This window comes from Rhodococcus sp. YL-1, assembly GCF_001942025.1.
Lineage (GTDB): Bacteria > Actinomycetota > Actinomycetes > Mycobacteriales > Mycobacteriaceae > Rhodococcus_F > Rhodococcus_F qingshengii.
On record NZ_CP017299.1, the window covers coordinates 5235839 to 5254886 of the forward strand.

Annotated in this window: 19 protein-coding genes; 4 read left to right on the forward strand and 15 right to left on the reverse strand. The window is 61.4% G+C overall.

Going from position 1 to position 19048, the window contains the following annotated elements:
* Positions 1 to 23 precede the first annotated feature (23 nt).
* From BH682_RS24265 to BH682_RS24295, 7 genes are all read right to left on the reverse strand, one after another.
* Complete coding sequence (locus tag BH682_RS24265) at positions 24 to 941, reverse strand: diacylglycerol kinase (protein ID WP_007731349.1); 918 nt, start codon at positions 939 to 941, stop codon at positions 24 to 26.
* Entirely contained in the window at positions 938 to 2518 is a 1581-nt protein-coding gene (locus BH682_RS24270; RefSeq protein ID WP_075834372.1) for an FAD-binding oxidoreductase, read from the reverse strand. Before BH682_RS24270 ends, BH682_RS24265 begins: the two co-directional genes overlap by 4 nt.
* A gap of 92 nt (positions 2519 to 2610) precedes the next feature.
* The gene (locus BH682_RS24275) at positions 2611 to 3150 is read right to left on the reverse strand and encodes a DinB family protein (protein ID WP_003940638.1); all 540 of its coding nucleotides are present in this window, start codon (positions 3148 to 3150) and stop codon (positions 2611 to 2613) included.
* 154 nt (positions 3151 to 3304) lie between these two features.
* A complete protein-coding gene (gene htpG / locus BH682_RS24280) occupies positions 3305 to 5233 on the reverse strand; it encodes a molecular chaperone HtpG (protein ID WP_003940518.1) in 1929 nt (642 codons plus the stop codon).
* A gap of 130 nt (positions 5234 to 5363) precedes the next feature.
* A complete protein-coding gene (locus BH682_RS24285) occupies positions 5364 to 6497 on the reverse strand; it encodes an acyl-CoA dehydrogenase family protein (RefSeq protein WP_075834374.1) in 1134 nt (377 codons plus the stop codon).
* Between the two features lie 9 nt (positions 6498 to 6506).
* Entirely contained in the window at positions 6507 to 7679 is a 1173-nt protein-coding gene (locus BH682_RS24290) for an acyl-CoA dehydrogenase family protein (protein ID WP_075834376.1), read from the reverse strand.
* A gap of 28 nt (positions 7680 to 7707) precedes the next feature.
* A complete protein-coding gene (locus tag BH682_RS24295; protein ID WP_054781524.1) occupies positions 7708 to 8169 on the reverse strand; it encodes a MaoC family dehydratase in 462 nt (153 codons plus the stop codon).
* A 94-nt stretch (positions 8170 to 8263) separates the two neighbouring features.
* Between BH682_RS24295 and BH682_RS24300 the strand changes: the two genes are divergently transcribed.
* Positions 8264 to 8917, forward strand: coding sequence for a TetR/AcrR family transcriptional regulator (locus BH682_RS24300; RefSeq protein WP_003939740.1), 654 nt, complete (start codon positions 8264 to 8266; stop codon positions 8915 to 8917).
* A gap of 6 nt (positions 8918 to 8923) precedes the next feature.
* Here BH682_RS24300 and BH682_RS24305 read toward each other — a convergent pair whose 3' ends face one another.
* Together BH682_RS24305 and BH682_RS24310 are read right to left on the reverse strand one after the other, a co-directional pair.
* Positions 8924 to 9370 (reverse strand): MarR family winged helix-turn-helix transcriptional regulator, encoded by a 447-nt coding sequence (locus BH682_RS24305; RefSeq protein WP_003940281.1) that lies wholly within the window; start codon positions 9368 to 9370, stop codon positions 8924 to 8926.
* 12 nt (positions 9371 to 9382) lie between these two features.
* Positions 9383 to 9787, reverse strand: coding sequence for an EVE domain-containing protein (locus BH682_RS24310; protein ID WP_075834378.1), 405 nt, complete (start codon positions 9785 to 9787; stop codon positions 9383 to 9385).
* A 145-nt stretch (positions 9788 to 9932) separates the two neighbouring features.
* On the opposite strand from BH682_RS24310, the gene BH682_RS24315 reads away from it, so the two are divergent.
* Complete coding sequence (locus tag BH682_RS24315; protein WP_075835462.1) at positions 9933 to 10610, forward strand: TetR family transcriptional regulator; 678 nt, start codon at positions 9933 to 9935, stop codon at positions 10608 to 10610.
* Positions 10607 to 11527, forward strand: coding sequence for a TIGR01777 family oxidoreductase (locus BH682_RS24320; RefSeq protein ID WP_075834380.1), 921 nt, complete (start codon positions 10607 to 10609; stop codon positions 11525 to 11527). The genes BH682_RS24315 and BH682_RS24320 overlap by 4 nt, the downstream gene beginning before the upstream one ends.
* On the opposite strand, the gene BH682_RS24325 is transcribed toward BH682_RS24320, so the two are convergent.
* From BH682_RS24325 to prpD, 6 genes are all read right to left on the reverse strand, one after another.
* On the reverse strand, positions 11524 to 12000 hold the full coding sequence (locus BH682_RS24325; protein ID WP_075834381.1) for a MerR family transcriptional regulator: 477 nt from the start codon (positions 11998 to 12000) through the stop codon (positions 11524 to 11526). The genes BH682_RS24320 and BH682_RS24325 overlap by 4 nt on opposite strands.
* 9 nt (positions 12001 to 12009) lie before the next feature.
* Positions 12010 to 12870, reverse strand: coding sequence for an SDR family NAD(P)-dependent oxidoreductase (locus BH682_RS24330; RefSeq protein WP_042925046.1), 861 nt, complete (start codon positions 12868 to 12870; stop codon positions 12010 to 12012).
* Between the two features lie 60 nt (positions 12871 to 12930).
* Positions 12931 to 13713, reverse strand: a complete 783-nt coding sequence (locus tag BH682_RS24335) for an enoyl-CoA hydratase (protein WP_075834383.1) — start codon at positions 13711 to 13713, stop codon at positions 12931 to 12933.
* Between the two features lie 177 nt (positions 13714 to 13890).
* Complete coding sequence (locus BH682_RS24340; protein WP_075834385.1) at positions 13891 to 15012, reverse strand: bifunctional 2-methylcitrate synthase/citrate synthase; 1122 nt, start codon at positions 15010 to 15012, stop codon at positions 13891 to 13893.
* On the reverse strand, positions 15009 to 15926 hold the full coding sequence (prpB, locus tag BH682_RS24345) for a methylisocitrate lyase (protein ID WP_054825247.1): 918 nt from the start codon (positions 15924 to 15926) through the stop codon (positions 15009 to 15011). Before prpB ends, BH682_RS24340 begins: the two co-directional genes overlap by 4 nt.
* Entirely contained in the window at positions 15926 to 17428 is a 1503-nt protein-coding gene (gene prpD / locus BH682_RS24350; protein ID WP_075834387.1) for a 2-methylcitrate dehydratase PrpD, read from the reverse strand. Before prpD ends, prpB begins: the two co-directional genes overlap by 1 nt.
* Positions 17429 to 17595: 167 nt before the next feature.
* Between prpD and BH682_RS24355 the strand changes: the two genes are divergently transcribed.
* Positions 17596 to 19017: a short-chain fatty acyl-CoA regulator family protein gene (locus BH682_RS24355; RefSeq protein WP_058037687.1), complete on the forward strand. Its 1422-nt coding sequence runs from the start codon at positions 17596 to 17598 to the stop codon at positions 19015 to 19017.
* The last annotated feature ends 31 nt before the right edge of the window (positions 19018 to 19048 follow it).

Genomic DNA, 19048 nt, shown 5'->3' on the forward strand with positions numbered 1-19048 from the left:
ACCTAGTGCCCGGCAGAACCGACTCAGATCCGAGTGTGCGTCAAGATGTTGAGCGCCGTGGGAACTGCCTCGATCGTGATGGGCAACGGTCCCACCCGATCACCGTCCGCGTAAGCGATGATGCCCTCGGAGACCAACCGGACCTTCTTGGATCGGTACGTCTGCACCGCGTCGAGCGAGACGTGAGTTCCCTTGTACACCCGCGGAAACAGGCGCACCAGACGCAACCTCGAACCGTGCCCGACGACGGTCAGATCCAGCAACCCGTCCGACTTCGACGCTCCTGGCGTGATGAGCATGCCGCCACCGTACGAGCGCCCGTTGCCAACAGCGACCAGCGTCGCGTCCACCGTGATGACCTCGTCGTCGAGTTCGATCCGGTACGGCAACGGCTTCATCTTCGCCAACTCGGCGAGCATCGCCAGGTTGTAGCGCATCGGCCCCTTGGGCCACGACATCCGATTGGCCCGTTCACTGACCAGCGAATCGAATCCGCTCGCGATGATCGTTCCCGACCAGACGACGGAACCGTCGGCCAGCGTGATCTTCGCCAGGTCGGACTGCTGCACGACGCCGTCGGCGATCACATCGGCGGCTGCCTCGGGATCGCCTGTGGGAATGCCGAACTCACGGGCGTGATCGTTACCGGTGCCCGCCGGGATGAGCCCGATAGGAGTATCGGTCAACGCGGCAGCCTGCAATCCGATGCTGATGGCACCGTCACCGCCGACCACCACCAGCGCGTCGGTACCCTCCTCGATCGCACGACGGGCCAATTTCTTGGCGTCGTCGGCGTCGGTTCCGATGATCTCGGTGACGGCAACTCCCCGAGCGCGCAGTCGCGCAACACCTTTGCGTCCTGCCGCAGGCGCGTGACCATGTCCCGCCATCGGATTGATCAGGACGGTAACCTTCTCGATCTGACTGCGGGTTTCGGTCACGGAATCAGCTTTCCAGGATTGAGGATGCCGGCAGGGTCCACTGCATTCTTCACTGCGCGAAGGATGTTCGCGCCCAATTCACCGATCTCGTCCTTCATCCATGGGCGGTGATCGGCGCCGACAGCGTGGTGATGGGTGATCGTGCCACCGGCGGCGATGATCGCATCGCCAGCGGCAGTTTTCGCCTTGTGCCACTGAGCGATCGGATCCTCGGTCTGCGCGCTGACGACGGTGAAGTACAGCGAAGCACCGGTCTTGTAGGTGTGCGAAATGTGGCACATCACGAGCGGCTGAGTCCCCTGCTCGATGAGAGCCTTGGTCAGCGCCTCGGTGACCGAGGAGCGCAGGTTCGCGAGGTTACCCCAGGTGGTTGCCGTCTCGAGGGTTTCGCACAGTGCGCCGACGTCGAGCAGAGCGTCACGCAGATACGGCGCATCGAATCGCCCGTGTTCCCAGCTGTTTCCGGGCTCCTCACCGAGCGACGTGCCGCCGTGAGCGGTGAGAATTGCGCGGGCCTCCGCCATCCGTTCAGCGGTGTGCGAAGCGGTGCCCTCGTAGGTGGTGATGCCGAGGCAACCACCGGTGAAGGCGTTCTCGCCGATCTTGTCGGTGGTCGCCAGATTCACGCCACTCTCGGCCTCGTCGGACAACCGCAGCACGGTCGGAGCCGATCCTTCCTGGACAAGCTCACGCAATGCAGCTGCGCCGGTGGCGAAGTCGGGGAAGCTCCACCCTTCGCGCACGGTGGTCTCGGGCAGACGGTGAACCCGCACACGCACGTGCGTGATGACGCCGAAGGTGCCCTCGGAGCCGACAAAGAGCTCACCCAGATCGGGGCCTGCAGCGGATGCCGGCGCACGCCCGGTCTCGATCACTCCACTCGGGGTGACAACGGTGAGGCCCTGAACCATGTCCTCGAAGCGCCCGTATCCAGCCGACGCCTGCCCCGAAGACCGGGTGGCGGCAAACCCGCCCAGAGTGGCGAACAGGAAGCTCTGCGGGAAGTGCCCGACCGAGAAACCGTGCTCACGCAGAAGCTCCTCGGCCCGTGGGCCGGTAGTTCCGCCGCCGAACGTCGCAATGCCCGATTCCTCGTCCAACCCGACAAGCTGATCGAACCTGCGCAGATCGAGAGAAAGAACTGCGTCGAACCCGTCACGAATGGGATCGAGCCCGCCGACGACGCTGGTGCCACCACCGAACGGGACCACTGCGATCCGGTTGGCAGAGCAGTATCGGAGAACCTGCTCGACCTCTGCGTCTGTCCCTGGAGTGACGACTGCGTCCGGTGCGTCCTGCGGCTCGACGCTACGACGGCGAAGCAGATCCGGGGTGCTCTTGCCACCGGCCCGAAGGATTCGATCGGAATCCTTGGTACTGACGTACTCGGCCCCGACCAGCCCGGACAGCGCTTCGACATGCGACTGGGCCATAGCGGACGGAGCCACCTGGACGTCTTCGATGGCGAGACGCGATCGAGTCGGTGCGGAGACACCGAGAAATCCGGTCAACAATGATGTGACTGCGTCCGACAGTTCACGCTTCTTGGCCGGATCGCCCCAGGCGTCCCACTGCATCGGCGGTTGCAAGGCAGACTTTTCGGTGCTCATAGACACTAGTGTTACATATTTGTGTGATGTGTAAACATCCCGGTGGATCAATCCATCCATCAACCCATCGTCTTGGAACCGTCGATGGCTTCGCGAAGCATGTCCGCGTGGCCCGCATGCTGGGCCGTCTCGGCGATGATGTGCAGCAATGCGCGCCGCGCTGACCAGCGAGCTCCCGCTTCGAACCACGGCGCCGACGGCAGTGGATGCGAGATGTCGAGGCTGTCCAGCGAGGCCACCAACTCGTCGGTCCTGGCCGCGATCCCCTCGTACTCGGAAACGATGCCTGCCAAGGTTTCATCCTCGACCATCGCGAATTCGTTCGCCCGTTCCTGTTGCATCTCTTCCGACCACTGGGTCGGGTCGAAGTCCCCACCAAGTCCGGCCGGCCCTTCCAGAATGAAGTCGACCCATCCCTTTTCCGCCTGACCCACATGCTTGATCAATCCGCCGAGGCACAGTTCACTCACGGTCGGCCTCGAAGCGGCCTGCTCGTCGGTGAGGTCCTTGACGGTGAAGAGAAGGAATTCACGATGCCGACGCAGGCTCTGGAGGAGATCCGCGCGCTCGCCGGTGACGGTGGTGATCGGTGCGTTCATGATGTTTTCCTTCGCTCGTGGGTTCGTGCCCTGTGAGAACTACGTTAGAAGTTATTGCGGACAGAAACGGTCCTCATTAGAAAACGATCAAGAAAAAACTCCCGGCACCCACCGATGAAGGTGAGTGCCGGGAGTTCGAGCGAGCTAGACGAGATCAGACTGTGCGGGCCAAACGATCGGCCAGCAGGCGCGTGAAGTGCGCCGGATCGCTCAGCTCGCCGCCCTCGGCAAGCAACGCCATGCCGTAGAGCAACTGAGCCGTCTCCGTCAGGTTCTCTGCATTGTCATTGGCGGCCTGCGCCTCCCGCAGACCCGAGACAAGCGGATGCTCCGGGTTGAGCTCGAGAATGCGCTTGCTGTGTGGAACAGGCTGACCCGAAGCCTTGTACATCTTCTCGAGCGTCGGAGACATGCTGAACGCGTCGCCGACGATGCAGGCAGCCGACGTGGTCAGGCGCGTCGAGAGACGCGTTTCCTTGATGTCGTCGGACAGGGTTTCGGTCAGCCACGTCAGCAGCGCGCCGAATTCCTTTTCCTTCTCTTCGCGCTCGGCTTCGGCCGCCTTCTTCTCGTCCTCGGTGTCGAGGTCGACCTCGCCCTTGGCGATCGACTGGAAGGTCTTGCCGTCGAAGTCCGAGACTGCGTCGACCCACATCTCGTCCACGGGATCGGTAAGTACCAGAACCTCGAGGCCCTTGGCCTTGAAAGCCTCCATGTGCGGCGAGCTTTCGATGAGGTGACGAGATTCGCCGGTCATGAAGTAGATCTGTTCCTGACCGTCCTTCATGCGCTCCACGTACTCGGCGAGAGTGGTCACGCCCTCTTCGCTGTTGGTCGAGGCGAAGGACGAGATGTCGAGCAGCGTCTTGCGGTTGTCGGCATCGGCCATCAGGCCTTCCTTGAGCGCGCGTCCGAACTCGGTCCAGAAGGTCGAGTACTTCTCGGGCTCGTTCGCCTTCATGTCCTTGATGGTCGAGAGGACCTTCTTGGTCAGACGACGACGGATGGCAGCGATCTGCCGGTCCTGCTGCAGAATTTCACGAGAGACATTGAGCGAGAGGTCTTGTGCGTCGACGACGCCCTTGACGAAGCGCAGGTAATCGGGCACCAACTCTTCGCAGTCGTCCATGATGAAGACGCGCTTGACATAGAGGTGGATCCCGGCCTTGCGCTCACGCATGAACAGATCGAACGGCGCCGTCGACGGAATGAACAGCAGCGCTTGGTATTCGAAAGTACCTTCGGCCTTCATCGGGATGACCTCGAGAGGCTCGTCCCAGGCGTGGCTGACGTGCTTGTAGAACTCCTTGTACTCGTCCTCGGACACCTCGTCCTTGGCGCGAGTCCACAGCGCCTTCATCGAGTTGATCGTCTCGGTCTCGATGGTGACCTCGGGCTCCTCGCCCTCGGCCGGCGTCGACGTACGAGCGACATCCATGCGGATCGGCCACGCGATGAAGTCGGAGTACTTCTTGACCAGTTCCTTGATCTTCCATTCCGACGTGTAGTCGTGCAGGCCGTTCTCGGAATCCTCGGGCATCAGGTGCAGGGTCACGGAGCTACCCTGCGGTGCCTCGTTCACATGCTCGAGCGTGTACGTGCCTTCGCCGGTCGATTCCCAGCGCGTCGCGTGATCTTCACCGGCGCGGCGGGTCAGCAGCGTGACCTTGTCCGCGACCATGAACGTGGAGTAGAAGCCGATGCCGAACTGACCGATCAGTTCTTCGGATGCCGCTGCATCCTTGGCTTCCTTGAGCTTACGACGTACCTCGGCGGTGCCGGACTTGGCGAGCGTGCCGATCAGGTCGACGACCTCGTCACGCGACATGCCGATGCCGTTGTCGCGGATGGTCAGGGTGCGTGCTGCCTTGTCGATGTCGATCTCGATATGCAGATCGGAGACGTCGACGTTGAGGTCTTTGTCCTGGTAAGACTCGAGGCGGAGCTTGTCCAGCGCGTCCGAAGCGTTGGAGATCAACTCACGAAGGAAGCTGTCCTTGTTCGTATAGATTGAATGAACCATCAGATCCAGCAGCTGACGTGTTTCTGCTTGGAACTCGAGCTGCTCGGTATGCGCGGTCACTTCGATCCCTTTCTCTTCTCGGACTGATCACAGGAATTTTACTTGACCTCGAATACCGCGGGTCGCCCCCCGCACAGACAAGGGAGGCCACGCGACCTGCGCGTGACCTCCCGTTATCTTCACCACCGATCTACTCGGTGACGTTCACCATCGAATAGTTCGAGACGCCGGCGGCCAGCACCCTGAGGTGATCGTCAGATGCGCCCAAAGTGTGTTCGATGGCCACCAGCCGCGAGACGTAGTGCCCGACCGGATACTCGGCTGTCATTCCGATACCACCGTGCATCTGAATTGCTTCCTGACCGATCTGATGCGCGGCGCGACCGACAGACAGCTTCGCTCGCGACGCGATGGTCGGATCGATCACTCCGTCGGCGATGGCCATGGTGGCGTACAGACTCATGCTGCTCGCCAGTTCGAGCGCCACGTACATGTCGGCCGCACGATGAGTCAGCGTCTGGAACTTCGCGAGCGGAACACCGAACTGCTTGCGCTGCTTCAGGTATTCCGTCGTCAGTCGCAGAGCTTCGGTCATGATCCCGATCGCCTCGGCGCACAGAGCTGCCTGCGCCCGAACCTCTGCTTCGACGATCGCCTCCGTGACATCGCCGCCCTCACCAAGCTGTTCGGCCGCGGCATCGGTGAACGTGAACTGCGCACCGCGACGGCCGTCGTGGGTGGCGTACGTGCTCCGTGTGACACCTGAGCCCTCCGCATCCACCAGGAAGAGCCCGGTGCCGCCGCCTGGAAGTGTGGCGCTGACGATCACGACGTGCGCGCTGTCGCCCTGCAGAACCGGGTTCTTGACGCCGGTGATCGTCCACCCCGATCCCTCCTGCGATGCATTGGTCGTGACAGTGGCGACCGGCCAGCGCGTGCCGGGTTCCGTATGCGCGAAGGCCGACAGAGTGGTCCCGTCGCTGAGCGCCGGCAGGAGCCGCGCCCGCTGATCTGCCGAACCGACAGCCGCGATCAAACCGCCGGGGATCAGAACACTACCCAGATACGGCTCGGGTGCAAGCGCGCGGCCCAGTTCGGTCATCACGACCATGGTCTCGACCGGCCCAGCGCCCATCCCGCCGTCGGCCTCCGCGAATGGCAGGCCGAGCAGCCCGAGCTCCGCGAACTGCTTCCACACCGAGGCATTCCATCCCTCGTCAGTGGCCGAGGTGGCGTTACGCTTCTCCGCGTCGTAGCTGCGGTTGAGCAATTCACGCGTCGTGTCGCGAAGCATCGTCTGCTCGTCGTCGAGTTCGAAATTCATGTCAGATGCTCACAATCCGAGAATCGAGGAGGCAATGATGGAGCGCTGCACCTCACTTGATCCGCTGTAGATGGAAACCTTCCGGTAGTTCAGGTAGCGCGGCGCCGCTTGCTGCGCCCACTCCGGCGAGTCGATCTCGACCGTGTTCACCGGCAACGAGTCCGGACCCGCAACATCCATCAGCAATTCCGTTGCTGCCTGCTGCAATTCGGAGCCGCGGAGCTTGAGCAGCGAGGACGCCGGGTTCGGCTTGCCGTCTGCCGAACTCGCCACAACTCGCAGTTGAGTCAGATCCAGCGCAAGCAAATCGTTTTCCAGCTCAGCCAACCGAGCCGCGAACAACGGATCATCGAGGAGGGTGCCGGTTCCAACGCGAACTTCCCGCGCCTTCTCTTTTGCCGTGGCGACAAGAGTTTTGGAGAACCCGACCCGCGTGACGCCCGTGCGTTCGTTGCCGAGCAGGAACTTGGCGTAGTCCCAGCCTTTGTTCTCTTCGCCGACAAGATTCTCCGCAGGGACGCGGACGTTGTCGAAGAACACCTCGTTGACCTCGACGCTGCCGTCGATCAGTTTGATGGGGCGAACCGTGATGCCGGGAGTTGCCAGATCGATGAGCAAGAACGAAATTCCGGCCTGCCGCTTCTGGGCACTGGCATCTGTGCGAACCAGACAGAAGATCCACTCGGCGTGCTGAGCGAGAGTAGTCCACGTCTTCTGACCGTTGACGATGTAATCCGCGCCGTCACGGACAGCGGCCGTCTTGAGTGAAGCGAGATCCGAACCGGCTTCTGGTTCCGAAAAACCTTGGCACCACCAGATATCGGCGTTAGCCGTCGCCGGGAGAAACTGCTCCTTCTGCTCCTGCGAGCCGAAGGCCGCGATGACGGGCCCAACCATGCTCACGTTGAACGGCAACGGGTTGGGTACCGACGCCAACTGCATTTCCTCGGAATAGATGTGGCGCTGTACCGGAGTCCAGTTCTTGCCACCCCATTCGATCGGCCAGTGCGGAACCGCCAGTCCGTGTGCGTTCAGAATCTGCTGGCCCGCAACGATGTCTTCACGCGTCAGCTTTCCGAATCCCGCTGCACGCGCACGAAGTTCGGGCGAGAATTCGGTGGTGAAGAACTTTCGCATCTCCTCGCGGAACGCAACTTCCTCACCGGTCAATTCGAGATTCATATGGAGTCTGCTTTCTTCTGGCAGGGTTTCAGAACAAGATTCGTGCGACGGTCTGCGCAACAACGGCGGGTTTGTCCACGCCTTCGATCTCGACGGTGTTGGTGATCTGACTCTGTAGTGAACCGTTCGGCAATTCTTCGATTGCGGAGAGCACTGCAGTGTTTCGAACCTTGGCCCCGACTGGCACCGGACTCGGGAATCGAACCTTGTCGGACCCGTAGTTGATGACCATTTTCGCGCCGTCGATGCGATACACGGACTTCGACAGAAGCGGCAGGAGCGAGAGCGTCAGATACCCGTGCGCAATTGGTCCACCGAAAGGTGATTCGCGCCTGGCTCTTTCGTCGTCGACATGAATCCACTGATGGTCACCGGTCGCGTCGGCAAATTGATGGACCATCTCGCGGGTGACCTCGACCCACTCGCTCGAGCCCAGCGTTTCACCGACCGCCCCCAGGAGATCGGACTTGTTCTCGAACACCCGTGTCATCTGATCCTCCACGTTCCCGAACACTGTTAGGTTAATTGGATAATAAACTCACAGTGTAAGGTTGTCCAGTACTCAGACGAAAGGTTTCTGTGCGATGGCGCGACCGCGGGTTCCACTACTGAGCAAGCCGATCATCAGGGACACCGCCCTGAAACTGGTCGACGAGAACGGTTTGACCGACTTCTCGATGCGCAAACTCGCCACCGTCCTCGGCGTGCAGGCACCGTCGCTGTACAGCCATTACGCCAACAAGGACGAGTTACTCGACGACGTCGCGAACGTCATCATGGAGTCCGTCGACGTGAGCGGCTTCGACTCCGACGATTGGCGCGGCGCGCTGCGTACGTGGGCGCGGTCCTACCACGCTGCCCTGGGCAAGCATCCCAACATCGTTCCCTATCTGGCCTACGGTCCGAGCGTCAGGCCCATCGCCCTCGATCGCGCGAACGCCATCCATGGTGGACTGGTGCGCGCCGGATGGCCGCAGCGCACGGCAACGCTGATCGGCGCTTCCGTCAAGTACGTGGTCATGGGCGCTGCGACAGCGACGTTCTCCGGCGGATTCGTGGACGATCCCGCTATCTACGCCGAGCGTTACCCGCACCTCACACGAGCACACCTGTTGCGTGAGCGTGCCACCGAGATCGACGGCGCCAGCTTCGAACTCGCACTGGAATCCCTGCTGGACGGGCTGGACGCCAAATACGCACTGCTGCAGAGAACTACAGAGCAACCTCCTCGAAACTGAGGGTTGTTACCGTCGATCAAGCGCGCCGAGCATCGCGACGAAGGCCGCCTGACGATCCCCCAGAGCGGCGAAGAATTCCCGGTCCGAAGATTCCACCGCGCGGTTCGCCCTGCCGGCCAAGGCCGCACCCACCGGCGTGACGGCAAGCGAGCGAGCACGAGCATCGGTCGGATGTGGACGTCGTTCGACAAACCCCTTGGATTCGAGGGTCCGAATCACCTGTGACGTCATCATCGCGTCGGTGCGCGCGTACTCGGCAAGACCGCGTTGAGTTATCGGCGTCTCTGCATCCAGCCAGGTCAGTGCTGCGAGCAGAACGAACTGCACGTGGGTCAGGTCGAAAGGTCGCAGCGCCGCGCGAATCGAGGCTTGCCAAGCATTGGTGACACGCCACAACATCAGACCGGGACTCTCGTCCGCGTCCTCGAAGTCGGTTTCCAGTTTCTTCGCCACAGCGCCAGTGTGTCAGCTCGTCGTCGAACGCAGAACCTCGACGTCGTTGTCATCCAACGGAATCAAGCCACGGCGGAGTTGATACCCCCAATTCGGTGCCGAGGTCAGCGCCAATCGACTCCGCACATCGCCGAGTGCAACGGGCGTGAACTGCTCGTATCGCACTCGACGCCGAAACGGCTTGAAGCACCCCTCGTCCGCCTGCCAGATCTCACCCTCTTCGATCACACCGAGAGCTGTGAACTCGCGCAACGGATCTCGATCACCAATGGACTCGACCGGCGAATAGTAGACCAGCACGTCACCTGCTTTCATCCGTGCCAATCCGGCTCTCTTTCCGTGCCCGATCTGTGCGATACCGAGATCCACTGCGCGACGCACATGTTCGGCGGACACAACTCCCAACCATGCGTTCATCGCCGACCACCTGGCGAACCGCTCACAATCTCAATCATGGATTTAATATGCGCGCTTATTATCTCGCTCGCAACAGATCAAGTCTTGAACGTGTTCAACTTTGGGGCGTACGCTGCACTTGAACATGTTCAAAGAAGGAGTGTCGATGAGTAGTCGCGGGATCGAGACCAGGGAAAAGCTGGTGGAAACAGCATTGCGGCTCTTCGGCGACGAGGGCTTCGCAGCGACGACCATGCGCAAGATCGCAAATGAGGCAGAGGTCTCGCTCGGGAACGCCTACTACTACTTCGCCAGTAAAGACGAACTGGTTCACGAGCTGTATCTCGTCATCCAACGCGATCACCGCGCGCGGGCGCTTCCACTCCTTCGCGAAGGTGGGTCACTGACAGAAAATCTCAGGATTGTTCTGCACACCGGACTCGATGTCATGGGGCCCTATCACGGCTTCGGCAGCACGTTTCTGCACGTTGCCCTGCCCACCACATCACAGTCCAGCCCGTTCTCGGCCGAGTCGACCGATGCGAGATCGATGGCCGTCGATCTGATGCGTGAAGCACTGGCGGCGTCGAAGCAGAAGACGCCGGCGTCATTGGAGACCCAGCTCCCCACGCTCTTGTGGCTCAGCTATCTGGGCGTGACGCTGCACTGGGTCACCGACGCGTCTCCGGGGCAAACTCGTACCCGATCCCTCGTCGACGGCCTGGTACCGATCATCGCGAAAGCGCTCACCCTCGCCCGGCTGCCAGTGGCACGAGGTCTGGTCGGCGATGTCGCCGCCCTGATGACAAAAGTCGTTTCTGCAGAGGGGAACACAAAACCATGAAGGCCGTTGTTGTCTGTGGTGCGTCGGGTTACGTAGGCCAACACCTTCTTCGAACGCTCGAATCCAACGGGGTCGACGTTCGGACGATCGGCCGGGGAGGAACGAGCGATGCCACGTGGTCCGACGAGCACGGCGTCGCCGATGTACTCAGCGGCACGGATCTGCTCGTCAACCTCGCCGGCCGCTCCGTGAGCTGCCGCTACAACAAGCGCAATGCCGACGACATCTTCTCCTCCCGAGTGGAAACGACTGCACTGTTGGGTCGTGCGCTGACCCGCACGCCGCAGCCACCCTCACTCTGGGCGAATGCCAGTACCGGCACGATCTACCGAGACGCACGAGATCGACCGATGGACGAGAAGAACGGAGAGCTGGGTAAGGGATTCTCCGTAGCGGTCGCGCGAGCGTGGGAACACGAATTGTTCTCAGCCCCAACGCCTGTTCGCAAAGTGGCACTTCGGATGTCGATCGTCCTCGGAGCCGGCGGTGGGGCGATCAATCCGTTCGTCAACCTCGCCCGAATGGGCTTCGGCGGACGAATGGGCGACGGCCGACAGATGTTCAGCTGGATTCACATCGCCGACGTCATTCGCGCGATCATCCACGTCTACGAGAATCCGGAGATCTCAGGCCCGGTCAATATCGCATCCCCGTATCCGGTAACCAACACCGACATGATGCGGATGGTACGAGCGAAACTTGGCCGACAATATGGGTTTCCGACGCCGGGCTGGATGCTCGAGTTCGGCGCACGAATCATCCGCACCGAGGCTGAACTGGTAACGAAGAGTCGCTGGGTTTCACCAGGGGTGCTCGCGGACAGCGGCTTCCAGTATCAATTTCCGACGTTGGAGTCTGCGCTGAACCAGATCGCTCAAGAGACCCCGCGAGGGTTGCTTCCGGTTTCACTCGGCTAAATATCCTGCTCTCCGGTCCGCCCGCCGTACGTCGCAATCTTGTACTCCGTCGCAGCCAAAGACAACGTGAGCTCCTTGATCTGCCGACGAACGGTGTCCCGGTGCTCGAGCAGCAAGTCGAGCCTCTCCGGAATTGTCCCTTCACCGGCGTCGACCAGTTCGACGTAGTGCTGCAGGTCGCGAATCGCCATACCTGAAATACGCATGCGGGTCAGAAACACCAGCCTGCGAACAGATTCCGGACCGTACACACGATGTCCGCTCGAGTCACGATCGACCTCGACCAGACCGATCTTCTCGTAGTAGCGCAGCGTATGTGCCGAGACATCCAGCAGGTCCGAGACTTCGGCGATCGACATCGGCTCCTGAACGTCTCCTGCATCGACGAGTCGGTGAATCACCTCGATCGACATGGGCCCGTTCACTTCCCCAAGTGCCTCGAGTGCCTTACGCATCAAGTCTTCGGTAGCCATCTTCTCAGCCTAGAACGGACGGACGGGTCCGGCAGCATCCGCGAAATCGGCGCTGCGAGCCAGGTCGGCCCAGACGCATACCTCGGCGAGATTCTTCCGATACGACGCGGAGACACGCTCCACGGCTTCCTTTCCGAGTGGCAGACGAAGTGGCACATTCTCGCTGTGCACAAGCGAGGTGATGATCTCTGCTGCTTTCTCCGGATCACCCTCCTGAACACCGTCTGCGGCCGCCATGTCCCGCAGAACGGGATCCAGCAAATCACGGTATTCCGATGATGATTCGGCGAAGCTCAGAACGCCAGGCGTGTTGAATGCTGTACGGAATCGGCTGGGCTCGACGATCATCACCCGAACGCCGAACTGCGCGACCTCACCGGCGAGAGCCTCCGACCAACCCTCGAGAGCGAACTTCGACGCCGAGTACGCCCCGACGCCGGGAAACGACATACGGCCGCCTTGACTGCTCATCTGCACGATCGTCCCGCTGCCCTGCACTCGCATCGACGGGAGGACGGCGCGCACCAACGCGGCGGGTCCGATCAGGTGCAGTTCCATGAGATCCCGCAAGGTCGAATCGTCCACCATCTCCGCCGCGCCGACCATCCCACGACCGGCATTGTTGACCAGCACGTCGATGCGACCAAAACGCTCGAGCGCATATTCGACGACGCCCGGAGCCGCTGCGGTATCTCTGACGTCGAACGTCACCGCCGAGAACCGATCCGGATTCGCCGACGCAATATCTGCAACGGACTCGGGACGACGAACTGCAGCGACTACCGCGTCCCCCGATCGAAGTGCAGACAGTGCGAGTTCACGGCCGAAACCCTGAGAAACTCCAGTGATGATCCAGGTCTTTGTTGTCATGGTCGGCAACGCTAGGGGTTAGAGCGCGCTCCAACGCAAGCCTGTGGTTCTACCGCCGAACTACACGCCGGCCCACACCGGTCGTTCCCCGCGAAGGAAACCGTCGACGCCGGCTTTGAAGTCGTCACTGCTGTAGATCATGCTCATCAGATCATCGTTGTCGGCAATCACTCGGGTTCTGATGCGTCGCAGGGACTCCCGAATAGTCCAGACGGTCATCGGGGCGGCGGCAAGTAGATCGCGAGATACCTGGGCAGTCAGGGGCGCGAACTCGGACTCTGTTGCACAGTCGCTGAGGAAGCCGCTCCGCAGAGCCTCGCCACTCGACATCACCCCAGCCCGAGCGATCAACGACATCAGACGCGAACTGCCGATCCTGTCCGCCAGCAACGCCACGGAATGGATCGACAACGAGTTTCCGAGTGTGCGCGCGATCGGTAGGCAGAAGCGTGACCCCTGCGTCGCGATCCGCACATCGCACGCTGCCGACAGCAACAGCCCTGCTCCCGCGCACACACCGTCGATGACCGCGAGGGTGGGAACCCTCACTTTCTCGAGTTCGGTCAGTACGCCGACGAACCGGCTTTCGTAGTCGAGCCCGTCGTGAAAGCTCGAGAAGGTTTGAAAGTGGCCAATGTCGGAGCCCGCCGAGAACGCCCCTCCCCCAGCACCTCGGAGAGTGAGTAACCGAATCTCGCGGTCGGAGTCGGCGCGCCGGCAGGCTCCGGCAATGGCGTCGTACATCTGCGGGGTCAATGCGTTGCGCTTTTCCGGCCGGTTGAACACGACGTCGAGGGTCTCGCCACGACGGATGATCAAGATTTCTTCGTGCGTTTCAGTCATGACACTCACGTTACTTCCGGTAGAGAAAAGTCGAAACACATTGCACTTGAATATCTTTGCGAATTCTCGATGCAAAGTTGCAGATAGTGCGAACGGAGAAGCGTCGACGAGGCCAGGAGACGGTGATGCCAGAACCGAACCTCGCCGACGCAGTATCAAAGGGGCGTCATGCCACCGTCATGCCACGACTGTGCGCTGTGGCACGCCCGAATACTGGCTCAGCGGCCGGATCAGTGCATTCGACTGCCCTTGCTCGATGATGTGCGCCGTCCATCCGGTGATGCGGCTCATCACGAAGATCGGCGTGAACATCTCGACGTCGAAGCCCATGAGAAAATATGCAGGGCCCGTGGGGAAATCGAGATTCGGCTTGATTCCGGTGGCACTGACCATGGTCTTCTCGAGGATCTCGTACATCTGCACCCACTTCTCGCCGTCGGTCGCTGCCGCGACGTCGAGGAGGGCCTGCTTCATGGTCGGAACACGCGAATCACCGTTCTTGTAGACGCGGTGCCCGAAGCCCATGACCTTCTCCTTGGCAGCCAACTTCTCCGACATCCAGGCTTCGGCGCGGTCGGGGTCGTCGATCTCGAGCATGTCGTGCATGACAGCTTCGTTTGCACCGCCGTGCAACGGGCCCTTGAGCGTGCCGATAGCAGCGGTCACTGCGCTGTAGATGTCCGAAAGTGTGGACGTCACAACACGAGCGGCGAACGTCGAGGCGTTGAAGGAGTGCTCCGCGTACAGGATCAGCGAGACCTCGAAGGCCTTCACGATCGCCGACTCCGGAACAGCACCGAAGCGCATGTTCAAGAAGTTTTCGGCGAAACCCAGGTCCGACTGCGGCGCGATGGGATCCTGACCGCGCCGGCGGCGGAAATCGGCTGCGACGATGGTCGGCAGCACAGCCGTCATCCGCAGCGCCTTGGCCAGATTGGCCTTCTCCGAGTTGTCGTCCTCCGCCGGATCCTCGGCGCCGAGGTAGCTGATCGCCGTGCGGACAACATCCATGGGGTGGCAGTTGTCCGGCATCTTGGTCAGGAGTGAGAGCAGTGAGCGGTCGGCACGACGGGCCGCACGCTCACGCAGGCAGAGTAATTCGAGCTGCTCGGGAGTCGGCAGTTCGCCGTACCAGAGCAGGTGCGCAACTTCTTCGAAGCTGCAGTTCGCGGCAAGGTCCTGCACTGCGTAACCGCGATACGTCAACGAATTCGTCTCGGGCACTACCTTGGAGATAGCCGTCGTATCGACGACAACTCCGGCCAAGCCCTTGTAGATCGTCGGAATCTGTTCGGTCATGTCCTACTCCCCTCCAAGCTGAAATTGAAAATGCCACTGTCGAATTCGTTGTAGCGCTCGTACTCGAGAATCTCGTACAACCTGCTGCGATGCTGCATTTCGCCGAGCAGTCCTTCTTGCGTGCCCTCCGCGAAAATCTCGCGCAGACCCTTTTCGATAGCGAACATCGCCAGCCGAAGGGTGGTCACGGGGTAGATGACGGCGTTGAAACCGATCTCTTCCAATGTCTTCGCCGAAATGAGGTTCGACTTCCCGAACTCGGTCATGTTGGCGAGGAGCGGAGTGTCGACTGCTGCGCGGAACTTCTCGAAGTCTGCTTCGGTGGCAAGAGCTTCGGTGAAGATCAAATCAGCACCGGCATCCGCGTAGGCCTTTGCTCGCTCGATCGCCGCGTCGATACCGTCGATTCCGGCAGCATCGGTGCGCGCGCAGATGACGAAGTTCGGATCACGGCGCGCCGACACTGCAGCACGAACACGGCGAACCATGTCTTCGGTGGGCACAATCGCTTTGCCGTCGAGGTGCCCGCAGCGCTTCGGGTTGATCTGGTCCTCGAGATGCAGACCGGCTATGCCGTCGTCCTCGAAGATCGTGACCGTGCGGGCCGCGCTCATGGGTTCACCGAATCCGGTGTCGGCGTCGACGAGCGTCGGGAGGTCCGTGACGCGCGCGATCTGCTTGCTGTGGCCGACGACCTCGGTCAAGGTGGTCAGTCCGATGTCGGGAAGCGCCAATCCGGCGGAGTACGCACCACCTGAAACGTAGACACCTTCGAATCCGATTTCCTCAATGAGCTTGGCTGTCAGCGGATTGATGGCACCTGGCAAGCGCTGAATCTTTCCGGACGTCAGCCCCGCCCGGAAGGCAATCCGCTTGTCGGCTGCAGACGTCGCTGCTGCGATGAGGCCCGACATCAGAAAAGTCCCTTGGCGACCTTGGGAGCCCGAGCGAGAACGTCTTCGGAAACGGTGAAGGTCAGCTGATCGAGTTCGCCTGCCTTCAATTCGGCGGTGCGCTGAGCCGCATCGAGGAAGCGGTCCTGTTCGCTCGGCTCGATGACGCCCTCGGCGAGGGTGCGGAATTTCGCGACGTACTGATCGCGAGCGAACGGACGTGCGCCGAGCGGGTGCGCATCGGCCACCGCAAGCTCGTCGACGATGACTTCGCCGCTCTTCAAGGTGATCTCGGCGCGAGCACCGAAAGCCTTCTCGTCCGGATCCGTCGAGTGGTAACGGCGTGTCCATTCGGGATCTTCGCGCGTGGAGATCTTGTTCCACAGCTCGATCGTGTCCGCGCGCTGTGCACGCTCGGACGCGTAGGAACGTTCGTGGTGCCACGTACCGTCCTGTAGCGCAACGGCAAAGATATACATCACCGAGTGGTCGAGGGTTTCACGCGAGGCGGTCGGGTCGAACTTCTGCGGATCGCCGGAACCGGTGCCGATGACGACGTGGGTGTGGTGACTGGTATGCAGGACGATCGACGCGATCTGATCGAGATCACCGACACGAGAACGCATTCGGCGAGCGAGGTCGATCGGCGCCTGGCTCTGGTACTCCGCGGAGTGTTCTTTGGTGTACGAGTCGAGGATGGCGCGCTTCGCCTCACCCGAACCGGGCAGCGGAACGTGGTACTCCTTGTCCGGGCCACCGAGTAGCCAGGCGATGACGCCGTCTTCGCCTTCCCAGATCGGTGACGGTGCGCCCTCACCGCGCATCGCACGGTCGACCGCCTCTACGGCAACCTTGCCTGCCAGCGCAGGCGCGTACGCCTTCCAACTGGAGATCTCGCCCTTGCGGGACTGACGTGTCGCCGTCGTGAGGTGAAGCGCCTGGCCGATTGCCTGGTAGACCGTCTCGGTGCCCAGGCCCAGCAAAGTTCCGATACCTGCCGCAGCCGAGGGACCGAGGTGTGCGACGTGGTCGATCTTGTGCTCGTGCAGGCAGATAGCCCGAACCAGGTCGATCTGGATCTCGTAGCCGGTCGCCAGACCACGAATCAGGTCTCGACCGTCACGGCCGGTGTGCTGAGCGACGGCGAGGATCGGCGGGATGTTGTCTCCGGGGTGCGAGTACTCGGCGGCGAGGAACGTGTCGTGGAAATCGAGTTCACGAACCGCGACACCGTTGGCCCAGGCGGCCCATTCAGGAGAGAACGTACCGGGGATACCGAACACGGTGGAGCCCGGCGTATACGGATGCGACTGTGCTTGCGCCCGCGCATTCACCACGGGACGGCGCACCAGGGAAGCTGCGGCAACTGCCGCGTTGTCGATGATCCGGTTGACGATCATGTCGGACGTGGCGTCGGTGACCTCGACGGGATCCGTCGCAACTTCCGCGATCTTCCACGCGAGGTGGTCTTCCTTGGGGAACTCTTCGGCAGAGCGGTGGGTGCGTACGAGATGCGTCTTCATCGATCCTCTTCTCACGTTCTTCGGTATCTATTTGCACGCTACGCAGCTCATTCACCTCGGGATAGGCCCTCGCAATTGCCTATTTATGCAATGACGATGCTGCAATGTTGCGAATGTTGCGAATAGCTTCTCGGTAGGGTGAACGCGATCGGCACCGAGGAGATTCGATGAAGAAGATGTACGCGGGAGCGCGGCTGCGACGGCTGCGGGAGGAACGAAACCTGTCACAGTCCGCACTGGCGAAGGCACTCGAACTCTCCCCCAGCTATGTCAATCAACTGGAGAACGATCAACGACCGCTGACGGTGCCCGTCCTTCTCAAGCTCAACGCCGAGTTCGATCTCGACGTGCAATTCTTCGCCTCCGATTCCGACGCACGCCTGGTTGCGGACGTTCATCACGCCTTGGCCGAAACTTCGGAATCTGGAGACGTATCTCTGGCCGAGGTGGACGAATTGGTGGCCCGCATGCCGGCGGTCGGACGCACCCTCGTGATGTTGCACCGCCGCCTTCACGCCGCGACAGAGCAGTTGGACCAGTTCTCGACGCAGTTGTCCGGCGAACCAGCGTCCGATGTGTCACTCGTACCGATGCCCTACGAGGAAGTTCGGGACTTCTTCTACGACCGAAAGAATCACATCGCCGTTCTGGACGACGCTGCCGAGCAGATGTTCCTGGACAACGGATTGTCCGTGGGCGCAGTGGATTTGCAACTGGCACGACTACTTCGCGATCAGCACGGCGTCACCGTGACGATCCGTACCGACGAACCCGACAAGCTCGGCCCCAAGCGTTACTACGATCCGAACAAGTCGGTCCTCACACTCGCCCGTCGTCTGTCGGCAGGACAACGCGCGTTCCAGATCGCAATGCAGTTGGCCTTCTTCACGCAGGCCGACGTGATCGATTCCCTTGTCGCCGAGGATGAATCATTGAGCGCCGAGTCCGCAGCGCTGGCCCGCGTCGGACTCGCACACTACTTTGCCGGCGCACTGCTACTCCCGTACACCCAATTCCTGCAATCCGCTGAGGCCTTGCGGTACGACATCGACCTGCTCAGCCTCAAGTTCGAGGTCGGCTTCGAGACAGTCTGCCACCGGTTGTCCACTCTCCAACGACACGGCCAACGCGGCATCCCTTTCTTCTTCGTCCGAACCGATCGCGCCGGAAACATCTCGAAGCGTCAGTCTGCTACCGCCTTTCACTTCTCCAGAGTCGGAGGCAGCTGCCCGCTGTGGGTCATCCACGAGGCATTCGCGAGCCCAGGTCGCATCCTCACTCAGGTCGCGAAGATGCCCGACGGCCGGACATACCTCTGGGTGGCGCGCACTACCCACAGCGGCGGACTCGGGTACCTCGCACCCGAGCGCAACTTCGCCGTCGGACTCGGTTGCGACATCGGCTACGCCGATCGCATGGTCTACTCACACGGAATTCAGACGGACGACCCCGTGACCATCGTGCCGATCGGCGCGGGGTGCAAAGTCTGTGACAGGCCAGCGTGCTCTCAACGCGCCTTCCCCCAACTCGGCCGCTCGATCTCCGTCAGTGAGAACAGCAGCAGCCACCTTCCGTATCCGCAACAATAGGGCGCAAACAATAGGGCGCACCGACTCCACC